The sequence below is a fragment of the Streptomyces beigongshangae genome (assembly GCF_019710745.1).
In the GTDB taxonomy this organism is placed as follows: Bacteria; Actinomycetota; Actinomycetes; order Streptomycetales; family Streptomycetaceae; genus Streptomyces; species Streptomyces beigongshangae.
The window spans coordinates 37,630-55,001 of sequence record NZ_JAHKJW010000004.1 but is presented as its reverse complement, the minus strand read 5'-3'; the positions used below and the strand labels follow the sequence as shown (position 1 = coordinate 55,001).

Below are 17,372 nucleotides of genomic sequence, written 5' to 3'. Positions count from 1 at the left end.
GGCCTCCGACGCGGTCTTCGGGAAAGCCGCGCGACCGCGCGCGGGGAGAGCCCGCGGGGACAGGCGGCCGTCTGCGCCTCACCTGCCTCGGTGGCACCTCTCGTTCACCTGTTCATACAGTGGGTCAATGCGCACAGATGATCCCCTTCCTTCTGTGGGGGACGTCCTCGTTACCCTCGCCACCGGCCTGTGGAGATGGGACCACGCCGCCGGGAAGGTCGCTCTCGACGCCGAGGCATCCCGGCTCCTCGGCCTGCCCGCGGAGCCGGCCGTGCTCACGGAGGCCGGCATACGGGCCCGTTTCCACCCCGTCGACTGGAACGAGGTCAACGGGGTCGTCCAGCTCGCCGCCGCCGAGCGGACACTCGCCGAGCTGCGGCTGAGGGTCATGGACGACCAGGGCCGGGTGGTCCGCACCGTGCGCAGCCGCTCCAAGCCGTCGATCGATCCGGACACCGGGTCGTACCAGCTCATCGGCACCCTCCAGGAGGTCACCGAGCCGCCGCCGGGCGCCGCCGCGCGCACCCCCGTGACGGGGGACTGGCGGCGCTCGCGCGAGGCGTTCCTGCTGGACGCGGGGCGCGCGCTGGCCGAGGCGCGGTCCACGTCCGAGGTGCTGAGGGTCGCGGCCGGCCTGTCGATGCCCGGCTTCTCGCCGGACGGGCTCGCGGTCTTCGGCGCGGAGGCCGACCGGCTCACCGTCATCGGCCACCACGGGCAGCAGCCGGGGGACGAGGACCCGTTCTCCCAGATGCCCCTGGACACGGACTACCCGGCCGCGGAGGTCGTCCGCACCGGTCGCGCCGTCTACCTCTCCTCCCCGGAGGACTACCACGCCCGCTATCCGGCCGCCTGGCCGCTCGTCCAGCACTTCGACCGCCGGTCCTGGGCGTTCCTGCCGCTCACGGTGGCGGGGCGCACGATGGGCGCGTGGATGGCGGCCTTCACGTATCCGGTCACCTTCACACCCGACGAACGGTCCGTGCTGACGACGGTGGCGCGCATGCTGGCGCAGGCCCTCTCACGGGCCGGCGTCACCGAGTCCGAGCGGGAGCTCACGGACGGCCTCCAGCGCTCGATGCTGCCGACCCTGGGACCGAAGATCCCGGGGATGAGCGTCGCGGCCCGGTACGTGCCCACGGGCGGCGGCCTCCAGGTGGGCGGCGACTGGTACGACATGATCCCGCTGCCCGGCGGCACCGCGCGGACGAGCCCCGCCGGCGGTCGCTTCGCGCTGGTCATCGGCGACGTCCAGGGCCATGACGTACGCGCCGCGGGGCTGATGGGCCAGTTGCGGATCGCGCTGCGGGCCTACGCCTCCGAGGGGCACCGCCCGGACGCGGTCCTCTCACGCGCCTCACGCTTCCTGTACGGGATCACGTCCGACGACGAGGCGGCGGACCCGCGCTTCGCGACCTGCCTGTACGTGGAGGTGGACCCGGAGACCGGCGTACTGGAGATGGCCAGGGCGGGCCACCCGGACCCGGCGATCCGCATGGCGGACGGGACCGTGCTGAGCCGGGCCACCGCGGGCGGACTGCCGCTGGGCGTCGACCCGGACGCCGACTACCCGACGACGCGGATCGTGCTGGAGCCCGGCGAGACGATGCTGCTCTGCACGGACGGGCTGATCGAGACCGGCGGGCACGACCTGGACACCGGCTGGCTCAGGATCCGCAGGATCCTGGAGGACCACGACGGCGACATGGAAGTGCTCGCCGACGCGCTGGTCCAGGGCGTGCACGGGCCCTCCTCGCACCACACGACCGGCCCTCTGGTGGACCGCCGCGAGGACGACATAGCGGTACTGCTGCTGTACCGGGCGGGAGAGGAGGACTACGCTCCCGGCGGCTCGGCGTTCCCGCGGCCCGCCGTACGGCGCACCGTGCTGACCGTCGCGCAGGCCGAGCCCCGGAAGGTCGCGGTGACGCGGCAGCAGCTGCGGGAGTTCCTGCACGACTGGACCTCCGCCGACCAGGTCGACTCGGCGGTGCTGCTGGCCTCCGAGATGATCACGAACGTCCTCGTCCACACGGACGGGGACGCACTGCTCGTCGCCGAGGTGTCGGGTGCGCCGGGCACGGCAGAGGGGGCGGGCGCGGCAGGGGCGACGGGCGCGGCAGGGGTGACGGGCACTGCGGCTGCCCGCCGGATACGGATCCAGGTGACGGACGGCAGCGACGACCTGCCCCACAAGCGGCACCCCGGTGAGATGGCCTCCTCCGGGCGGGGCCTGGTCCTCACCGAGCTGCTCGCCGACGCGTGGGGGGTCGACCCGCAGGGCGAGGGCAAGAGCATCTGGTTCGAGCTCTACGAGAAGGAGCCCGGGCCGGAGCTGCCCGAGGGTGCCGTCTCCGCTCCCCCGGGCGACGGGGACGCGTAACGGCCCCGCAGTTCCGCGACCACCCCGAACGCCGCGGCCGTAAGGGGCACCGCCAGCAGCATCCCGAGGATCCCCGCGACCGACGCGCCCGCGGTGATGGCCAGCAGCACGACGGCGGGGTGCATCTGGACGGTCCGGCTCTGGATCACCGGTTGCAGCACATGCCCCTCCAGGACCTGGACGGCCAGGACGATCCCCAGCGCCCACAGGGCGATCACGAACCCCCGGTCGGCGAGCGCCACCAGGACGGCCACCGCGCCGGAGAGGAAGGCGCCCAGGTAGGGGATGTACGCGCCGACGAACACCAGCGCGCCCAGCCCGAGCGCTCCCGGCACCCGCAGCACGAGCAGCCCCACAGTGATGCAGCCGGCGTCGATGAGCGCGATGAGGGTCGTGCCGCGCATGAACCCCTCGACGGCCCGGTACGCCCGCCGCGCCATCGCCTCGACGGTGTCCCCCGACCGCCGGGGCGCCAGCGAGCGCAGGACGCCGGGCACCCGGTGCGCGTCCCGCAGGAAGAAGAAGACGAGCAGCAGCGCGAGGACGGCCATGGCGACGGCCTCCCCCACGACACCGAATCCGCTGATCACCCCGGACGCCGCCGTCCCGCCGAACTTGCCGAGCAGCTCCCAGGCATCGGAGGCGAGGTCGTCCAGGGAGGTGCCGGCCGTCCCGAAGTGATCGGACAGCCACCGGGCCGACTCCTTGAGCGAGGCGGCGATCTGGTCACCGGTGTCGATCAGCGCGGCGACGACGATGTAGGCGGCCCCGCCGACGACGGCGACCACGGCCGCGCACGTCGCTCCGGCCGCGACCGACCGGTTGACCTTCGCCCGTACCAGCCACCGGTACAGCGGCCCGAGCAGGGCGGTGCCGAGGAGCGCGAGCAGCACGGGCACCACGGCGGTCCTGAGTTCCTCGCACAGCCGCACCCCCACCAGGACGACCCCGGTGACCAGCAGCACGACGAGGCACCAGGCGGCCACGCGGCGCACGGGCCCGGGCAGGAGCGGATCGGCTCCGGGAGCGTTCCCGACGGATTCGGCGCGGCTCCCGGCGGACCCGGTGGGAGGGGACTGCACGTTCTCACCTGAGCACGCGGCGGTCGGGGCGGCACTCCCACAGGACCGAACGAGGACCGGGACGCACGGGCCGGGACGCACGGACCGGGACGCACGGGCCGGAACGCACGGGCCGGAACGCACGGACCAGGACCCATGAGCCGGGACGCACGGGCCCGGACGGACCGAGCCCGTTGAAACGGGCCCGGTCGGAAAGGGCCGGGACGGAAAAGGCCCCTGTCCGGTTCGGACAGGGGCCCTCCCGGGGAGCGTCGGGGCCTAGAGCCCGCCCTCCGACATGCCGTGCACCGCGGGGACCGTGCCGAGGCGGCCCTTCTGGAAGTCCTCGAATGCCTGCTGCAGCTCGTCGCGGGTGTTCATCACGAACGGACCGTAGTGGGCCATCGGCTCCCGGATCGGCCGGCCGCCCAGCAGGACGACCTCCAGGTCAGGCGTGTTCGAGTCCTGCCGCTCGTCCGCACGGACGGTCAGCGAGGAACCGGCGCCGAAGACGGTCGTCTGGCCGGTGTGGACCGGACGGCGCTCGGCACCGACGGTGCCGCGGCCCGCCATCACGTACGCGAGGGCGTTGAAGTCCTCGCGCCACGGCAGCGTGAGCTCGGCACCGGGCGCGACGGTCGCGTGGACCATGGTGATCGGCGTGTGCGTGATGCCGGGACCCTCGTGGCCGTCCAGCTCACCGGCGATGACCCGCAGGAGCGCGCCGCCGTCGGCGGTGGAGAGCAGCTGGACGGAGCCGCCGCGGATGTCCTGGTAGCGCGGCGCCATCATCTTGTCCTTGGCGGGGAGGTTCACCCACAGCTGCAGGCCGTGGAAGAGACCGCCCGACATGACCAGCGACTCCGGCGGGGCCTCGATGTGCAGCAGGCCCGAGCCCGCCGTCATCCACTGGGTGTCGCCGTTGGTGATGGTGCCGCCACCGCCGTTGGAGTCCTTGTGGTCGAAGACGCCGTCGATGATGTAGGTCACGGTCTCGAAGCCGCGGTGCGGGTGCCAGGGGGTGCCCTTCGGCTCGCCCGGCGCGTACTCCACCTCGCCCATCTGGTCCATCATGATGAACGGGTCGAGGTGGCGGTAGTTGATCCCGGCGAACGCGCGCCGGACCGGGAAGCCCTCGCCCTCGAAGCCGCTCGGCGCGGTGGTCACGGTCAGCACGGGACGGGCCACGGCCTCGGTCGACGCCACCACACGGGGCAGGGCCAACGGGTTCTCGACGGTCACTGCAGGCATGTCGGTACCTCCTTGTGCTTCGAGTTTAGTTGAATGTAGAACTTTCTGCCACCCGGAACGCGGGACGCCCGGAGGGAATTCCCTCCGGGCGTCATGGGGTGGTCGGGGCGGGGCCGTCGTGCGGGGGCGGCCCATGGGTGACTGATCGCGCAGTTCCCCGCACCCCTTCGAAGGGGTGCGGGGAACTGCGCGAACGGCCCCCGCCGGCCCGCGGCGCACAACACACCCGGGCCACCGGATGCGGGCCACCGATCCGGGCAGGACCGGGAAAGACCTCAGCCGTACATGCGGCGCATCGCGAAGTCCACCATCTGCTCGACCGCCTTCGCGTCGAAGACGATGCGGTGCTCCCCCTCCATGTCCAGGACGAAGCCGTACCCGGTGGGGAGCAGGTCGATCACCTCGGCACCGGTGATCACGAAGTACTTGGACTCCTTGCCGGCGTACCGGCGCAGCTCCTTGAGCGAGGTGAACATCGGGATCACGGGCTGCTGGGTGTTGTGCAGCGCCAGGAACCCGGGGTTGTCGCCGCGCGGACAGTAGACCTTGGACGTGGCGAAGATCTGCTGGAAGTCCTCCGGGGTCAGCGAACCCGTGGTGAACGCGCGCACGGCGTCCGCGAGCGACGGCGGCGACGGCTCGGGGTAGAGCGGTGGCTGCTGGCCGTACCCGCCGACCCCACCGACCCCACCGGGCATCTGCTGCTGGGGCGGCGGCTGGGACTGCGCGTACTGCTGCTGCCCCGGTCCCACGTTCTGGTCGTAGCCGTACATGGGCCAAGCGTACCGACGGCAGGGGGCCCGGGGCCGCGCATGCCGGATTTCGTCGAACAGGTGGCGGCCCCGCCGACTCGCATCCGAATGTAGACCCTGCTCACACTTGGACGGCCAGGGGTTGCTTCTTATTACCGACGGGTAGCATCATCGTAGCTACCAGATCGTAGCCACCAGTTGGTACGCGAACCGGGCGCGGGCAGACCCGCATCCGCAGCTCGAACCAGGTACGAGGAATCACCACCTCCCCGATCCCTAACGGAGCCGTCGCCATGGGGCACTACAAGTCGAATCTCCGCGACATCGAGTTCAACCTCTTCGAGGTGCTCGGGCGCGACAAGCTGTACGGCACCGGCCCGTTCGCGGAGATGGACACCGAGACCGCCAAGAGCATCCTCGAAGAGCTGACCCGCCTGTCGGAGAACGAGCTGGCGGAGTCCTTCGCGGACGCCGACCGCACCCCGCCCGTCTTCGACCCGGAGACGAACACGGCGCCCGTCCCGGCGTCCTTCAAGAAGTCCTACCAGGCATTCATGGACTCCGAGTACTGGCGGCTCGGCCTGCCGGAGGAGATCGGCGGCACCACCGCGCCCCGCTCCCTGATCTGGGCGTACGCGGAGCTGGTGCTCGGCGCGAACCCGGCGGTCTGGATGTACTCCTCGGGCCCCGCGTTCGCGGGCATCCTCTTCGACGAGGGCAACGAGGTCCAGAAGCACATCGCGAGGATCGCCGTCGACCGGCAGTGGGGCTCCACGATGGTGCTCACCGAGCCGGACGCCGGCTCGGACGTCGGCGCGGGCCGCACGAAGGCGGTCCGGCAGGAGGACGGCTCCTGGCACATCGAGGGCGTGAAGCGGTTCATCACGTCCGGTGAGCACGACATGTCGGAGAACATCCTCCACTACGTGCTCGCCCGCCCCGAGGGCGCGGGCCCCGGCACCAAGGGCCTGTCCCTGTTCCTGGTCCCGAAGTACGAGTTCGACTTCGAGACCGGCGAGCTGGGCGAGCGCAACGGCGTGTACGCGACGAACGTCGAGCACAAGATGGGCCTCAAGGCGTCCAACACCTGCGAGATGACGTTCGGCGACCGCCACCCCGCCAGGGGCTGGCTCGTCGGCGACAAGCACGACGGCATCCGCCAGATGTTCCGCATCATCGAGTTCGCCCGCATGATGGTCGGCACGAAGGCGATATCCACGCTCTCGACGGGCTACCTGAACGCGCTGGAGTACGCCAAGGAGCGCGTCCAGGGCCCCGACCTCGCGCAGTTCATGGACAAGACCGCGCCCAAGGTCACCATCACGCACCACCCCGACGTGCGCCGCTCGCTGATGACGCAGAAGGCGTACGCGGAGGGCATGCGCGCGCTCGTGCTGCACACCGCCGCGATCCAGGACGAGATCCAGGTCAAGGAGGCCGAGGGCGCGGACGCCTCCGCCCTGGAGGCCATGAACGACCTGCTCCTGCCGATCGTGAAGGGCTACGGCTCCGAGAAGGGCTACGAGCAGCTCGCCCAGTCGCTGCAGACGTACGGCGGTTCCGGCTTCCTCCAGGAGTACCCGGTCGAGCAGTACATCCGGGACGCCAAGATCGACACGCTGTACGAGGGCACGACCGCGATCCAGGGCCAGGACTTCTTCTTCCGGAAGATAGTCCGCAACCAGGGCGCGGCGCTGAACTCGCTCGCGGAGGACATCAAGAAGTTCCTGGCGCTCGGCACGGGCGGCGAGGAGCTGTCCGCCGCGCGCGAGCACCTCGCCGGGGCGGCCGTCGAGCTGGAGGCCGTCGTCGGCCTGATGCTCACCGACCTCGCGGCGACCGAGCAGGACGTCAAGAACATCTACAAGGTCGGGCTGAACACCACCCGCCTGCTGATGGCCGCCGGGGACGTCGTCGTCGGCCACCTGCTCCTGAAGGGCGCGGCCGTCGCCGCCGAGAAGCTGGAGACGGCCTCGGCGAAGGACCGCGCGTTCTACACGGGCAAGATCGCGGCGGCCAAGTTCTTCGCCGCGAACGTCCTGCCTACGGTGGCCACGGCCCGCAAGCTCGCCGAGGCGGTCGACCTGGACCTGATGGAACTGGACGAGACGGCGTTCTGACCCCCCTGCGGGGCCCGGGGACCAGGGCGCGGCCCTTCGGGGACGGGGGTGCGGCCCCTTGGGAACCGGGGCGCAACCCCTTGGGGACGGGGGTGCGGCCCTTGGGGACAGGGCGTGGGGAACCGCGCGACCGGCCCCCGCACACCCGCCGCCGGCACGGCTCACCCCGGAAACGAACGGAACGTCCGGACCCGCACAGACCTCTCACCAGGGCCCGCTCCCATCCCCGGGAGCGGGCCCTGGTACGTCGTTAAGGTGAACCCATGCGCACACCGCCCCGCTTCGACCGCGGACACACCGACGACCTCATGTCCTTCCTGGCGGCGAGCCCGTCCCCGTACCACGCGGTGGCGAACGCCGCCGAGCGGCTGGAGAAGGCCGGTTTCCGTCAGGTCGCGGAGACCGACGCGTGGGACGGGACCACCGGCGGGAAGTACGTGCTGCGCGGAGGCGCGATCGTGGCCTGGTACGTACCGGAGGGCGCCGAGCCGCACACCGCCTTCCGCATCGTCGGGGCGCACACCGACTCCCCCAACCTGCGGGTGAAGCCCCGCCCGGACAGCGGCGCCCACGGCTTCAGACAGGTCGCCGTCGAGATCTACGGCGGTCCGCTGCTCAACTCCTGGCTGGACCGGGACCTCGGCCTGGCCGGACGCCTGTCGCTGCGGGACGGCTCGACACGGCTCGTCACCGTCGACCGCCCGCTGCTGCGGGTGCCGCAGCTCGCCGTCCACCTGGACCGTTCCGTCATCTCCGAGGGCCTCAAGCTCGACAAGCAGCGCCATCTGCAGCCCGTCTGGGGCCTGGGCGACGACGTGCGCGACGGCGACCTGATCCGCTTCCTGGAGCAGGAGGCCGGGATCCCCGAGGGGGAGACCACCGGCTGGGACCTGATGGTCCACTCCGTCGAACCCCCCGCCTACCTGGGCCGCGACGGGGAGCTGGTCGCGGGCCCCCGGATGGACAACCTGCTGTCCGTGCACGCCGGAACGGCGGCGCTGGCGGCCGTGGCGACCGCCGGGGACCCGCTGCCGTACATCCCGGTCCTGGCGGCGTTCGACCACGAGGAGAACGGTTCGCAGTCCGACACGGGAGCGGACGGACCGCTGCTCGGCAACGTGCTGGAACGTTCGGTCCACGCGCGGGGAGGGTCCTACGAGGACCGGGCGCGCGCCCTCGCCGGCACGGTCTGCCTCTCCTCCGACACGGGTCACGCCGTGCACCCCAACTACGCGGAGCGGCACGACCCGACGCACCACCCGCGCGCGGGCCGGGGACCGATCCTCAAGGTGAACGTCAACAACCGCTACGCCACCGACGGCTCGGGCCGCGCGCTCTTCACCGCGGCCTGCGAGAAGGCCGACGTCCCCTTCCAGACCTTCGTCTCCAACAACTCCATGCCCTGCGGCACGACCATCGGCCCCATCACCGCGGCCCGCCACGGCATCAGGACGGTCGACATCGGCGTGGCCATCCTGTCGATGCACAGCGCCCGCGAACTGTGCGCCGCGGACGACCCGTTCCTGCTGGCGAACTCCCTGGTGTCCTTCCTGGAAGGGTAGTTGGCCCCGCGGAGGGACCCGGCCGGCGGGCCGTGCCCGGCAAGCCGCCCCCGCCGCAGCCTGCCTGATGTGCCGTCCACTCCTGCGCGTGCCCCCCGCACGGAGGCGCCGGGCGCATGGAGGCGCCGGGTCCGGGTACCCGCACGGCACCCGGGAACCGCACGGTCCCCGGGCCCGGCACCACACCGTGCGCAACAGGAGGCGACACCCATGGGCCTGGGCGGGTGCATCATTCTGATCGCCGTAGGGGCGATCCTCACATTCGCGACCGACTGGGACATGCAGGGGGTCAACCTCGACCTGGTCGGCATCATCTTCATGATCGTCGGACTGATCGGCGTGGCGACGTTCAGCAGCATCGCCAAGCGGCGCAGGGTCATGGTGCCGCCGCCGGCCACGCGGGTGGTCGACGACCGCCGCCACAACCCCGGCGGCTACAGCGACGGGTACGGCGCCTGACCGGCGTACGCCTCGGGGGTACGCCGCCACCGTCCTCCGCCACCGTCCTCCGCGCGCAGCGGGAGCCGGCCCGGCCCACCCCCGACGGGGCGGGCCGGCACACCCGGGCCGCTCCCCGCCGAGGGCCACGCGGTCACCCGAGCGGGTGCCCCGTCGTGACGTCCACGTGGCCGGGGACCTCTTCGTGCCGGTCGCCGACGGTCAGCGTGCCGGTGGGCTCGAAGAGCAGGATCGCGGCGCCCGACGGGGCGGACGGCCTGTGCTCGACGCCGCGCGGCACCGTGTAGAGCGAGCCCTCGGGAAGGGTGACCGTGCGCTCGCCGGCCGGCTCGCGCAGTTCGATGAGCAGCTCCCCCCGCACGACCAGGAAGAACTCGTCGGTGTGGTCGTGCGTGTGCCACACGTGCTCGCCCGCCACCTTGGCGAGGCGCACGTCGTAGTCGTTGACCGACGCGACGATACGAGGACTCCACAGCTCGGTGAAGGACGCGAGGGCGGCGGAGAGCGCGACGGGTCCGGACACGGCGGGTCCGGACACGGCAGGCCCGGACACGGCAGGCCCGTCGACTGCGGCTTCGTCGACTGCGGCTTCGTCGGCGGCGGGTGCGTCGGCGGTGGGTGCATCGGCTGCGGCTTCATGACGTGCGGCTTTGTCGCTTGCGGCTTCGCGGACCGCGGGTTCGTTGGTCATGGACTCATCGTGGCCGTGACGGATCCGCCGGACGAGTGCTAGAAATCGCACATGACGCATGGATCCTCGCACCGCGTGGCCGTGATCGTCGACGAGGGCACCAACCCCTTCGAGGTCGGCGTGGCCACCGAGCTGTTCGGGCTGCCCCGTCCCGAGCTCGGCCTCCCGGCGCCGCTGTACGAGCTGACGCTGTGCACGCCCACTCCCGGTATCCGGATGAACCACGGCTTCTTCACGCTGAGCGGGGTGCCCGGGCTGGACGCGGTCGACGGCGCGGACACCCTCGTCGTACCGGGCCGCCCCGACAACGTCGTACCGCGCGGTGCGGCCGTGCTCGACGCGGTCCGGCGCACGCACGCGCGGGGCGCCCGTGTCGTCAGCCTGTGCACCGGCAGCTTCGCGCTCGCCGAGGCGGGAATCCTGGAAGGGCGCCGGGCCACCACGCACTGGCGCTGGGCCGGCCTGTTCAGGGAGCTCCACCCGGACGTCCTCCTGGAGCCGGACGTCCTCTTCGTGGACGAGGGGGACGTGCTGACCGCGGCGGGCAGCGCGGCCGCCCTCGACCTCGGACTGCACATCGTGCGGCGCGACCACGGCGCCGAGGTCGCGAACGCCGTGTCCCGGCGGCTCGTCTTCGCCGCCCATCGCGACGGCGGGCAGCGGCAGTTCGTCGAACGGCCGGTGCCCGACGTACCGGACGAGTCGCTGGCGCCGCTGCTCGCCTGGGCCGGGGAGCGCGTCGGCGAGCCCCTGACGGTCGCGGACCTCGCGGCGCGGGCGGCGGTCAGCCCGGCCACGCTGCACCGCCGCTTCCGCGCCCAGCTCGGTACGACCCCGCTGGCCTGGCTGACGGCCGAACGCGTGGCGCTGGCCTGCCGGCTCATCGAACGCGGCGAGGAACGGCTCGACACCGTGGCACGGCGCAGCGGTCTCGGCACCGCCGCCAACCTGCGCGCGCGGCTGCGGCAGGAGACGGGTCTCAGCCCGTCGGCCTACCGGCGGCGTTTCGGGCCCGCCGCCGGGGAAGCACCAAAGACATGAAATTCCTCGTGCGCGACCGGCTCCTGGGTATCGGCGACGACTACTGGATCGAGGACGAGCAGGGCCGCAAGGCCTTCCTCGTCGACGGCAAGGCGATGCGGCTGCGGGACACCTTCGAGCTGAAGGACCGGCAGGGGCGCGTGCTGATCGACATCCACAAGAAGATGCTCGCCCTGCGGGACACGATGGTCGTCGAGCGGGACGGCGAGCCCCTGGCGACCGTCCGTCGCAAGCGGCTGTCACTGCTCCGCAACCACTACCGCGTCTCCCTCGCCGACGGGCCCGAGCTCGACGTCAGCGGCAGGATCCTCGACCGGGAGTTCGCCGTCGAGCACGACGGGGACCTGCTGGCCCACATCTCGCGCCGCTGGCTGCGCGTACGGGAGACGTACGGCGTCGAGGTCGTACGGGAGGACGCGGATCCGGCGCTGATGATCGCGGTGGCGGTGTGCGTCGTCCACCTGGCGGAGAAGGAGCGCGAGTCGGACTGACGACCGGCCCCGGAACGGGGCGCGGGGGAGGACGAGGTCCCAGGGGCGCGGGGTACGGGGCGCGGGGACGGAACCCCGGACTCGTCCCCGGACTCATCCCCGGCCCGGCACCCCGACACCCAGCACCCGGTCCTTCAGCGCGGGGAACTGCTCCCGGGTGGCCCCCACCCTCCCGGGATCGAACTCCACCGTGAGGACCTCCTCCCCGGCCCCCGCCTCCGCGAGGACCTCCCCCCACGGATCGACCACGATCGAGTGCCCCGCCTGCGGAACCCCCGCGTGCGTCCCGGCCGTTCCGCAGGCGAGCACGAACGACTGGTCCTCGACGGCCCGCGCCCGCGCGAGCAGCGTCCAGTGCGAGCGCCGACGTTCGGGCCAGCCCGCACAGACGACGAGCGTCTCGGCCCCGGCGTCGACGAGGCCGCGGAAGAGCTCGGGGAAGCGGAGGTCGTAGCACGTGGTCAGACCGAGCGTGGTCTCCGGCAGCCGGACGGTGACGAGTTCGGAGCCGGCGCCCATCAGCACGGCCTCGCCCTTGTCGAAGCCGAAGCGGTGGATCTTGCGGTACGAGGCGGCGAGCTCGCCGGAGGGCGAGAAGACGAGGGAGGTGTTGAACAGCGCCCCCGCGCTTCCGCCCGCCGCGCCCCCGTCCGCCGCGCCGTCGGGGGCGACCCGCTCGGGGATCGAGCCGGCGTGCAGCCACACGCCCGCGTCGCTCGCCGCCTTGGCCATCACCTCGTACGTGGGCCCTTCGAGCGGCTCGGCCCCCGTGTCGAACGACTCGAAGGCGAAGGCTCCGGTCGTCCACAGTTCCGGCAGAATGACCAGGTCGGAGTCGGTTTGCTGCCGTACCAGCGAGGCAACCCGCTGTCTGCGGACGTCGACCGGTTCGGCTTCGTCCACGGCGATCTGGAGGAGAGAGGCGCGCACACTACCACCGTCCTGGCATTCGAGCCTTTGATACGGGCCTACGATCGTCACACCAAAGCACTGCCGGGGTGCCTCACAGCAGCGTAACTTAGCGTCCCAAGACACCCGCTGCCTGTGCACTGCCCGCGCCCAACCGCCCGAGGGGTCCCGTTTCGTGAGTCTGCATCCCAGCCTTCAGTCCTACGCCGACGCCTGGACGCACTCCATCGATGCGATATCCGAGCTGGTGTCGCCGCTGGTGGAGAATGAATGGAACCGGCGGACCCCGTGCCCCGGCTGGTCGGTGCGCGACATCGTCTCCCATGTGATCGGGCTCGACTGCGAGGCGCTGGGCGACCCCCGCCCGATCCACACCCTCCCGCGTGACCTGTACCACGTGACGAACGAGCACCAGCGGTACATGGAGATGCAGGTCGACGTCCGCCGTCACCACACCGCTCCGGAGATGACCTCCGAGCTGGAGTACACGGTCATCCGCCGCAACCGTCAGCTGCGCAACGAGTCGCGGCAGCCCGACACGCTGGTGCGCGGCCCGCTGGGCACCGAGGTCACCCTTGAGCAGTCCATGCGCATCCGGGCGTTCGACCTGTGGGTGCACGAGCAGGACCTGCGCACCGCCCTCGGCCAGCCGGGCAACCTCGACTCGCCGGGTGCGTACATCACCCGTGACGTGCTGCTCAGCAGACTCCCCAAGGTCGTCGCCAAGGACGCGGGCGCCCCGGCGAACTCCGCGGTCGTCTTCGACGTCCACGGGCCCGTCGATTTCCTGCGCACGGTCCGCGTGGACGCCGACGGCGTCGGTTCGATAGACGGCACCCCGTCCCTCGGCCCGGCCGCGACCCTCGCCCTCGACTGGGAGACCTACTTCCGCCTGGCCTGCGGCCGGGTGACCCCGGAAGCGGTGGCGGACCGCCTGAAGACGGAGGGCGACCCGGACCTGACGGCGGCGATCCTCAGGAACTTCGCCGTCACGCCGTGATGCCTCCCGGCCTGTCGGACCCGTGCCGGGTGCTGCTCGCGGCGGGATCCCGGCAGGGCGTGCACGCCCTGCCGGCAATGCCCTGACCTGCCGTACGGCGGTGGACGGGACAACGGAACACAGGCACACAGGGGGACGGTCGTGGTCGGTGCCGTCAGCGGGATCGGTCGGCCGTGCTGGTCCGGAAGACGTCCTGGCCGTTGCGGGTGATGGCCACGTCGCCGTCGGCACGCAGTTCGAGAACACCACCCTCGGCGGACCCCGTATTACTGGCCCACACCGGCTTGTCCTCGGCATTGTGGACGACCAGATTGCCGTCCTCCTGGAAGATCGCCCGGTAATTCGCGCCCGATGTCCTGGATTCCCAGCGGATTCGGTTGTTCTCGTCGTAGGAGACGAGGTTCCCGTCCTCCCGCATGACCAGCTTCACATGCGCGGCCTGCACGAATTCACCGGCCTCCAGGACCCGCCGGGGCTCGACCTTCAGCGACTGCGGGGCCTCGGGGTCCGTGCTGGTCCGGAAGACGTCCTGGCCGTTGCGGGTGATGACCACGTCGCCGTCGGCACGCAGTTCGAGAACACCACCCTCGGCAGACCCCGTATTACTGGCCCACACCGGCTTGTCCTCGGCATTGTGGACGACCAGGTTCCCGTCCTCCTGGAAGATCGCCCGGTAATTCGCGCCGGACGTCCTGGTCGCCCAGCGGGGCCGGTCGTTCTCGTCGTAGGAGACGAGGTTCCCGTCCTCCTGCATGACCAGCTTCACGTGTGCGGCCTGCACGAATTCACCGGTCTCCAGGACCCGCCGGGGCTTCACCTCCAGCGACTGCGGCAGGGCCGCGGCCGGCTTCCCGCCCTTCCGCCGGTTCCCGTCGTCCGCCGTGCTTCCCCGGGAGGCGTCGCGGCTCACGGACGCTCGCGGGTCCTTGGCCTCGGCGTCCGAGCCGGAGCCCTCCAGGGCGACCACCGTGGCTGCCGCGACGGCGACGGCGACCACCGCGCCGACGACGACGAACGGCTTGCGGCGGAACCGGGCCGGCCCTGTGCCGTGCGCGGACGCGGCGGCCGGATCGTTCCGCGACGGAGGCCGGGGCGGGGGCGCGGACGGCATGAACCGCGTCTGCACGGCGGTCGCGGCGGCCGGATCGACCGGCGGGGCGGAGTCCGCAACCGTGGGCGTGGGCGTGGGCGGGGGTGTGGACGCTGCGGGAGCAGGGGTCGCCGCCGTGTCCGCGGAGGACGCCATGGCGATGATCCGCTGGTAGGCGGGGTGCCGCACGATGTCGGTCTCGCTGTCGCAGAGTTCCACGATGCGGTGCGGCTCCGGACGCCGTGCCGGATCCCGGTGCGCACAGGCGGCGATCAGCCGGGCCATCTCCGCGGGGACCCCGCCGAGGTCCATCTCCTCGTGCACGGTGCGGTAGGAGAGGGTGGCCGGCGAGCCCTGCCCGTACGGCGGACGGCCCGTGAGGCAGTAGGCCATGGTGACGCCGAGCGCGAACACGTCTGACGCGGGCCCGGCCTCGCTCCGGGTGAGGGTCTCGGGCGCGATGAATCCAGGGGTGCCGATGGCGGTGCCGACCTGCGTGAGGTGCGACATCTCCTCGCCACGGGCTATGCCGAAGTCGATGAGCTGGGGCCCGGTGGCCGAGAGGATGACGTTCTGCGGCTTGATGTCGCGGTGCAGCACGTTGTGCACATGGACGTCGGCCAGTCCTTCGGCCAGCGCGGCCAGCACCGCGCGGGCCAGGTCGGCCGGGAACGGACCCGATGCCTCGACCGCCCCGGCCAGGGTCGGGCCGGGCACGTACTCGGTCGCCATCCAGAACGGCGGGTTGGTCACCTCGGCGTCGATGAGCGCCGCCGTGAACGCGTTGCGGATGGTCCCCAGCGTCTCCACCTCCCGGCGGAAGCGGCCCAGCGCCGCCGGGTCGTACTGGAGATGGGCGTTGATCACTTTGACCGCGGCGGGCCGCCCCCCGGGGGTCCGGCCGAGGTAGACGCTCCCCATGCCCCCGGAACCGAGCCGGCCGAGCAAGCGGTAACGGCCCATGGTCGTCGGGTCGGAACTGTGCAGCGGATACACCTGACACGCCCTCCAGGCAGTCGAGACACGGGGAGCCGTAGCGACGGGGCTCACGTCCAGGACCCTCCGCGGCAGGGCGCCGGTTCCGGTGGCACCGGAGGCGACGGGCCGGCTCCGTACCCGACATGCCGCCACTGTGGCCCAGCATGCGGGGTATGTGCGGTGTGTACGGCATGCGCGGCATGAAAAGTATGCGGAAAAGCACAGACGGTCATCTGCGGTTCGTCCGTTTCCCGCGTTTCTTCATTCACCCTGAGCACGGAGAATATATCGTCCGCGGCGCCGTCCCGATTGCCTTCCGAATTTGTCCACAAAGCACCTTATGAAGGCATGGCGGCTTTCCTCTGGGTTGTTCAGGAGTGTCATGCGTATCGATGGCTCGTCACCGGAGGCCGGAGCAGGCACCGGCATCGTGCCCGTACCCGTGCCGGTACCGCCGTTCGACCCCGAACTGGGCGCCGCGCTGGCGGCCCGGAGGGCCGGGGCTGCGGGGGCTGCGGGGGCTGCGGGGACGAGGGTGCCGCTGACCGCCGGCAACCTCGCGGCCGCGCAGGAGCGCGACGCCGCCGTCCGTCCCCGACCGACGCTCTCCGACCTGCGGGCCGGCGGCGCCTTCGACGTCGAGGAACTACGGGTACCGGGCGGGGACGACGGGCCGGACGTCATGCTGGTGAGCGCCCGGCCGGCCGGGCTCACCGGACCGCTCCCGCTGCTGTACTACATGCACGGCGGAGGCATGGTCATGGGCAACGCGTGGTCCGTGCTTCCGCGGCTGCTGGCCGACTGGGCCCTTCCGCTGGGGCTGGCCGTCGTCTCCGTCGAGTACCGGCTGGCGCCGCGGGCGCGGTATCCCGCGCAGGTGGAGGACTGCCGCTCCGGGCTGGTGTGGACCGCCGGGAACGCGCGCACGCTGGGCATCGACGCGGAGCGGATCGTCGTGGGCGGCAAGAGCGCCGGGGGCGGGCTCGCCGCGGCGCTCGCCCTGCTCCTCCGCGACCGGGGCGGTCCCGTCCCGGCCGGGCAGCTCCTCCTGAGTCCCATGCTCGACGACCGCGGCACCACCTTCTCCAGCCACCAGCTGGACGGTGTCGGCACCGGGGACCGGATCTCCGGCGCGACCATGTGGCAGGCGCTGCTGGGCGAGCTGTACGGCACCGCCGAAGTGCCGCCCTACGCCGCTCCCGCCCGCGCCACGGACCTGTCCGGCCTTCCGCCCGCCTATGTGGACGTGGGGTCGGCCGAGATGTTCAGGGACGAGGGCGTCGCCTACGCCGACGCGCTCTGGCGCAGCGGGGGCCGGGCCGAACTGCATGTCTGGCCGGGCGCGTTCCACGGCTTCGACACCTTCGCCCCGCGGGCGGCCCTGAGCCGCGACGCACGCGAGACCCGCCTGCGCTGGCTCCACCGAACCCTCCGCCCCGGCACGGCCCTCTGACCACCCGCGGGCGCCGGCCGCCGCCGTCCGGTCCCGGCGGGCACCACCCACCACAGCCGCCCGACGGGCGCCGATCACCCGCGACCGGCCGACGAACGCCGGTCACCACGGCTGACCGGCCGACGTCGCCG

The 17,372-nt window shown here is 72.0% G+C and carries 14 protein-coding genes; 8 read left to right on the top strand and 6 right to left on the bottom strand.

Annotated features, from left to right (window positions below):
• Positions 1-127: 127 nt before the first annotated feature.
• Positions 128-2,383: an ATP-binding SpoIIE family protein phosphatase gene (locus tag KM933_RS04235; protein WP_221348421.1), complete on the top strand. Its 2,256-nt coding sequence runs from the start codon at positions 128-130 to the stop codon at positions 2,381-2,383.
• Here KM933_RS04235 and KM933_RS04230 read toward each other — a convergent pair.
• The 3 genes from KM933_RS04230 to KM933_RS04220 form a co-directional block, all read right to left on the bottom strand.
• Complete coding sequence (locus KM933_RS04230) at positions 2,311-3,465, bottom strand: AI-2E family transporter (protein ID WP_221348420.1); 1,155 nt, start codon at positions 3,463-3,465, stop codon at positions 2,311-2,313. The two genes, KM933_RS04235 and KM933_RS04230, sit on opposite strands and share 73 nt — an antisense overlap.
• 258 nt (positions 3,466-3,723) lie before the next feature.
• Complete coding sequence (locus KM933_RS04225; RefSeq protein WP_221348419.1) at positions 3,724-4,695, bottom strand: pirin family protein; 972 nt, start codon at positions 4,693-4,695, stop codon at positions 3,724-3,726.
• Positions 4,696-4,970: 275 nt separating this feature from the next.
• A complete protein-coding gene (locus KM933_RS04220; protein ID WP_221348418.1) occupies positions 4,971-5,468 on the bottom strand; it encodes an SseB family protein in 498 nt (165 codons plus the stop codon).
• Positions 5,469-5,740: 272 nt separating this feature from the next.
• Between KM933_RS04220 and KM933_RS04215 the strand changes: the two genes are divergently transcribed.
• The 3 genes from KM933_RS04215 (at position 5,741) to KM933_RS04205 (ending at position 9,588) form a co-directional block, all read left to right on the top strand.
• Positions 5,741-7,567 (top strand): acyl-CoA dehydrogenase, encoded by a 1,827-nt coding sequence (locus KM933_RS04215; RefSeq protein WP_221348417.1) that lies wholly within the window; start codon positions 5,741-5,743, stop codon positions 7,565-7,567.
• 263 nt (positions 7,568-7,830) lie between these two features.
• Positions 7,831-9,129, top strand: a complete 1,299-nt coding sequence (locus tag KM933_RS04210) for a M18 family aminopeptidase (RefSeq protein WP_221348416.1) — start codon at positions 7,831-7,833, stop codon at positions 9,127-9,129.
• 210 nt (positions 9,130-9,339) lie between these two features.
• Positions 9,340-9,588: a DUF6458 family protein gene (locus KM933_RS04205; RefSeq protein WP_221348415.1), complete on the top strand. Its 249-nt coding sequence runs from the start codon at positions 9,340-9,342 to the stop codon at positions 9,586-9,588.
• Positions 9,589-9,721: 133 nt separating this feature from the next.
• On the opposite strand, the gene KM933_RS38970 is transcribed toward KM933_RS04205, so the two are convergent.
• Positions 9,722-10,111: a cupin domain-containing protein gene (locus tag KM933_RS38970; RefSeq protein ID WP_308013264.1), complete on the bottom strand. Its 390-nt coding sequence runs from the start codon at positions 10,109-10,111 to the stop codon at positions 9,722-9,724.
• A 219-nt stretch (positions 10,112-10,330) separates the two neighbouring features.
• Here KM933_RS38970 and KM933_RS04195 point away from each other — a divergent pair, with 219 nt between their 5' ends.
• Positions 10,331-11,320, top strand: a complete 990-nt coding sequence (locus KM933_RS04195; protein WP_221348413.1) for a helix-turn-helix domain-containing protein — start codon at positions 10,331-10,333, stop codon at positions 11,318-11,320.
• The gene (locus KM933_RS04190; protein ID WP_221348412.1) at positions 11,317-11,811 is read left to right on the top strand and encodes an LURP-one-related/scramblase family protein; all 495 of its coding nucleotides are present in this window, start codon (positions 11,317-11,319) and stop codon (positions 11,809-11,811) included. The genes KM933_RS04195 and KM933_RS04190 overlap by 4 nt, the downstream gene beginning before the upstream one ends.
• Positions 11,812-11,904: 93 nt before the next feature.
• Here the strand turns inward: KM933_RS04190 and KM933_RS04185 are convergent, their stop codons facing one another.
• Positions 11,905-12,741: a carbon-nitrogen family hydrolase gene (locus KM933_RS04185; RefSeq protein WP_221348411.1), complete on the bottom strand. Its 837-nt coding sequence runs from the start codon at positions 12,739-12,741 to the stop codon at positions 11,905-11,907.
• Positions 12,742-12,895: 154 nt separating this feature from the next.
• Here KM933_RS04185 and KM933_RS04180 point away from each other — a divergent pair, with 154 nt between their 5' ends.
• Positions 12,896-13,720, top strand: coding sequence for a maleylpyruvate isomerase family mycothiol-dependent enzyme (locus KM933_RS04180; RefSeq protein ID WP_221348410.1), 825 nt, complete (start codon positions 12,896-12,898; stop codon positions 13,718-13,720).
• Positions 13,721-13,874: 154 nt separating this feature from the next.
• On the opposite strand, the gene KM933_RS04175 is transcribed toward KM933_RS04180, so the two are convergent.
• The gene (locus KM933_RS04175) at positions 13,875-15,773 is read right to left on the bottom strand and encodes a protein kinase domain-containing protein (protein WP_221348409.1); all 1,899 of its coding nucleotides are present in this window, start codon (positions 15,771-15,773) and stop codon (positions 13,875-13,877) included.
• A 397-nt stretch (positions 15,774-16,170) separates the two neighbouring features.
• Between KM933_RS04175 and KM933_RS04170 the strand changes: the two genes are divergently transcribed.
• Positions 16,171-17,241: an alpha/beta hydrolase gene (locus KM933_RS04170; RefSeq protein WP_221348408.1), complete on the top strand. Its 1,071-nt coding sequence runs from the start codon at positions 16,171-16,173 to the stop codon at positions 17,239-17,241.
• Positions 17,242-17,372 lie beyond the last annotated feature (131 nt).

What these genes read in the sequence shown, in the direction of transcription:
- KM933_RS04235 (WP_221348421.1), top strand. Translation starts at nt 128, where the DNA reads ATGCGCACAGATGATCCCCTTCCTTCTGTGGGGGACGTCCTCGTTACC.
- KM933_RS04225 (WP_221348419.1), bottom strand. Translation starts at nt 4,695, where the DNA reads ATGCCTGCAGTGACCGTCGAGAACCCGTTGGCCCTGCCCCGTGTGGTG.
- KM933_RS04220 (WP_221348418.1), bottom strand. Translation starts at nt 5,468, where the DNA reads ATGTACGGCTACGACCAGAACGTGGGACCGGGGCAGCAGCAGTACGCG.
- KM933_RS04215 (WP_221348417.1), top strand. Translation starts at nt 5,741, where the DNA reads ATGGGGCACTACAAGTCGAATCTCCGCGACATCGAGTTCAACCTCTTC.
- KM933_RS04210 (WP_221348416.1), top strand. Translation starts at nt 7,831, where the DNA reads ATGCGCACACCGCCCCGCTTCGACCGCGGACACACCGACGACCTCATG.
- KM933_RS04205 (WP_221348415.1), top strand. Translation starts at nt 9,340, where the DNA reads ATGGGCCTGGGCGGGTGCATCATTCTGATCGCCGTAGGGGCGATCCTC.
- KM933_RS04195 (WP_221348413.1), top strand. Translation starts at nt 10,331, where the DNA reads ATGACGCATGGATCCTCGCACCGCGTGGCCGTGATCGTCGACGAGGGC.
- KM933_RS04190 (WP_221348412.1), top strand. Translation starts at nt 11,317, where the DNA reads ATGAAATTCCTCGTGCGCGACCGGCTCCTGGGTATCGGCGACGACTAC.
- KM933_RS04175 (WP_221348409.1), bottom strand. Translation starts at nt 15,773, where the DNA reads ATGGGCCGTTACCGCTTGCTCGGCCGGCTCGGTTCCGGGGGCATGGGG.
- KM933_RS04170 (WP_221348408.1), top strand. Translation starts at nt 16,171, where the DNA reads ATGCGTATCGATGGCTCGTCACCGGAGGCCGGAGCAGGCACCGGCATC.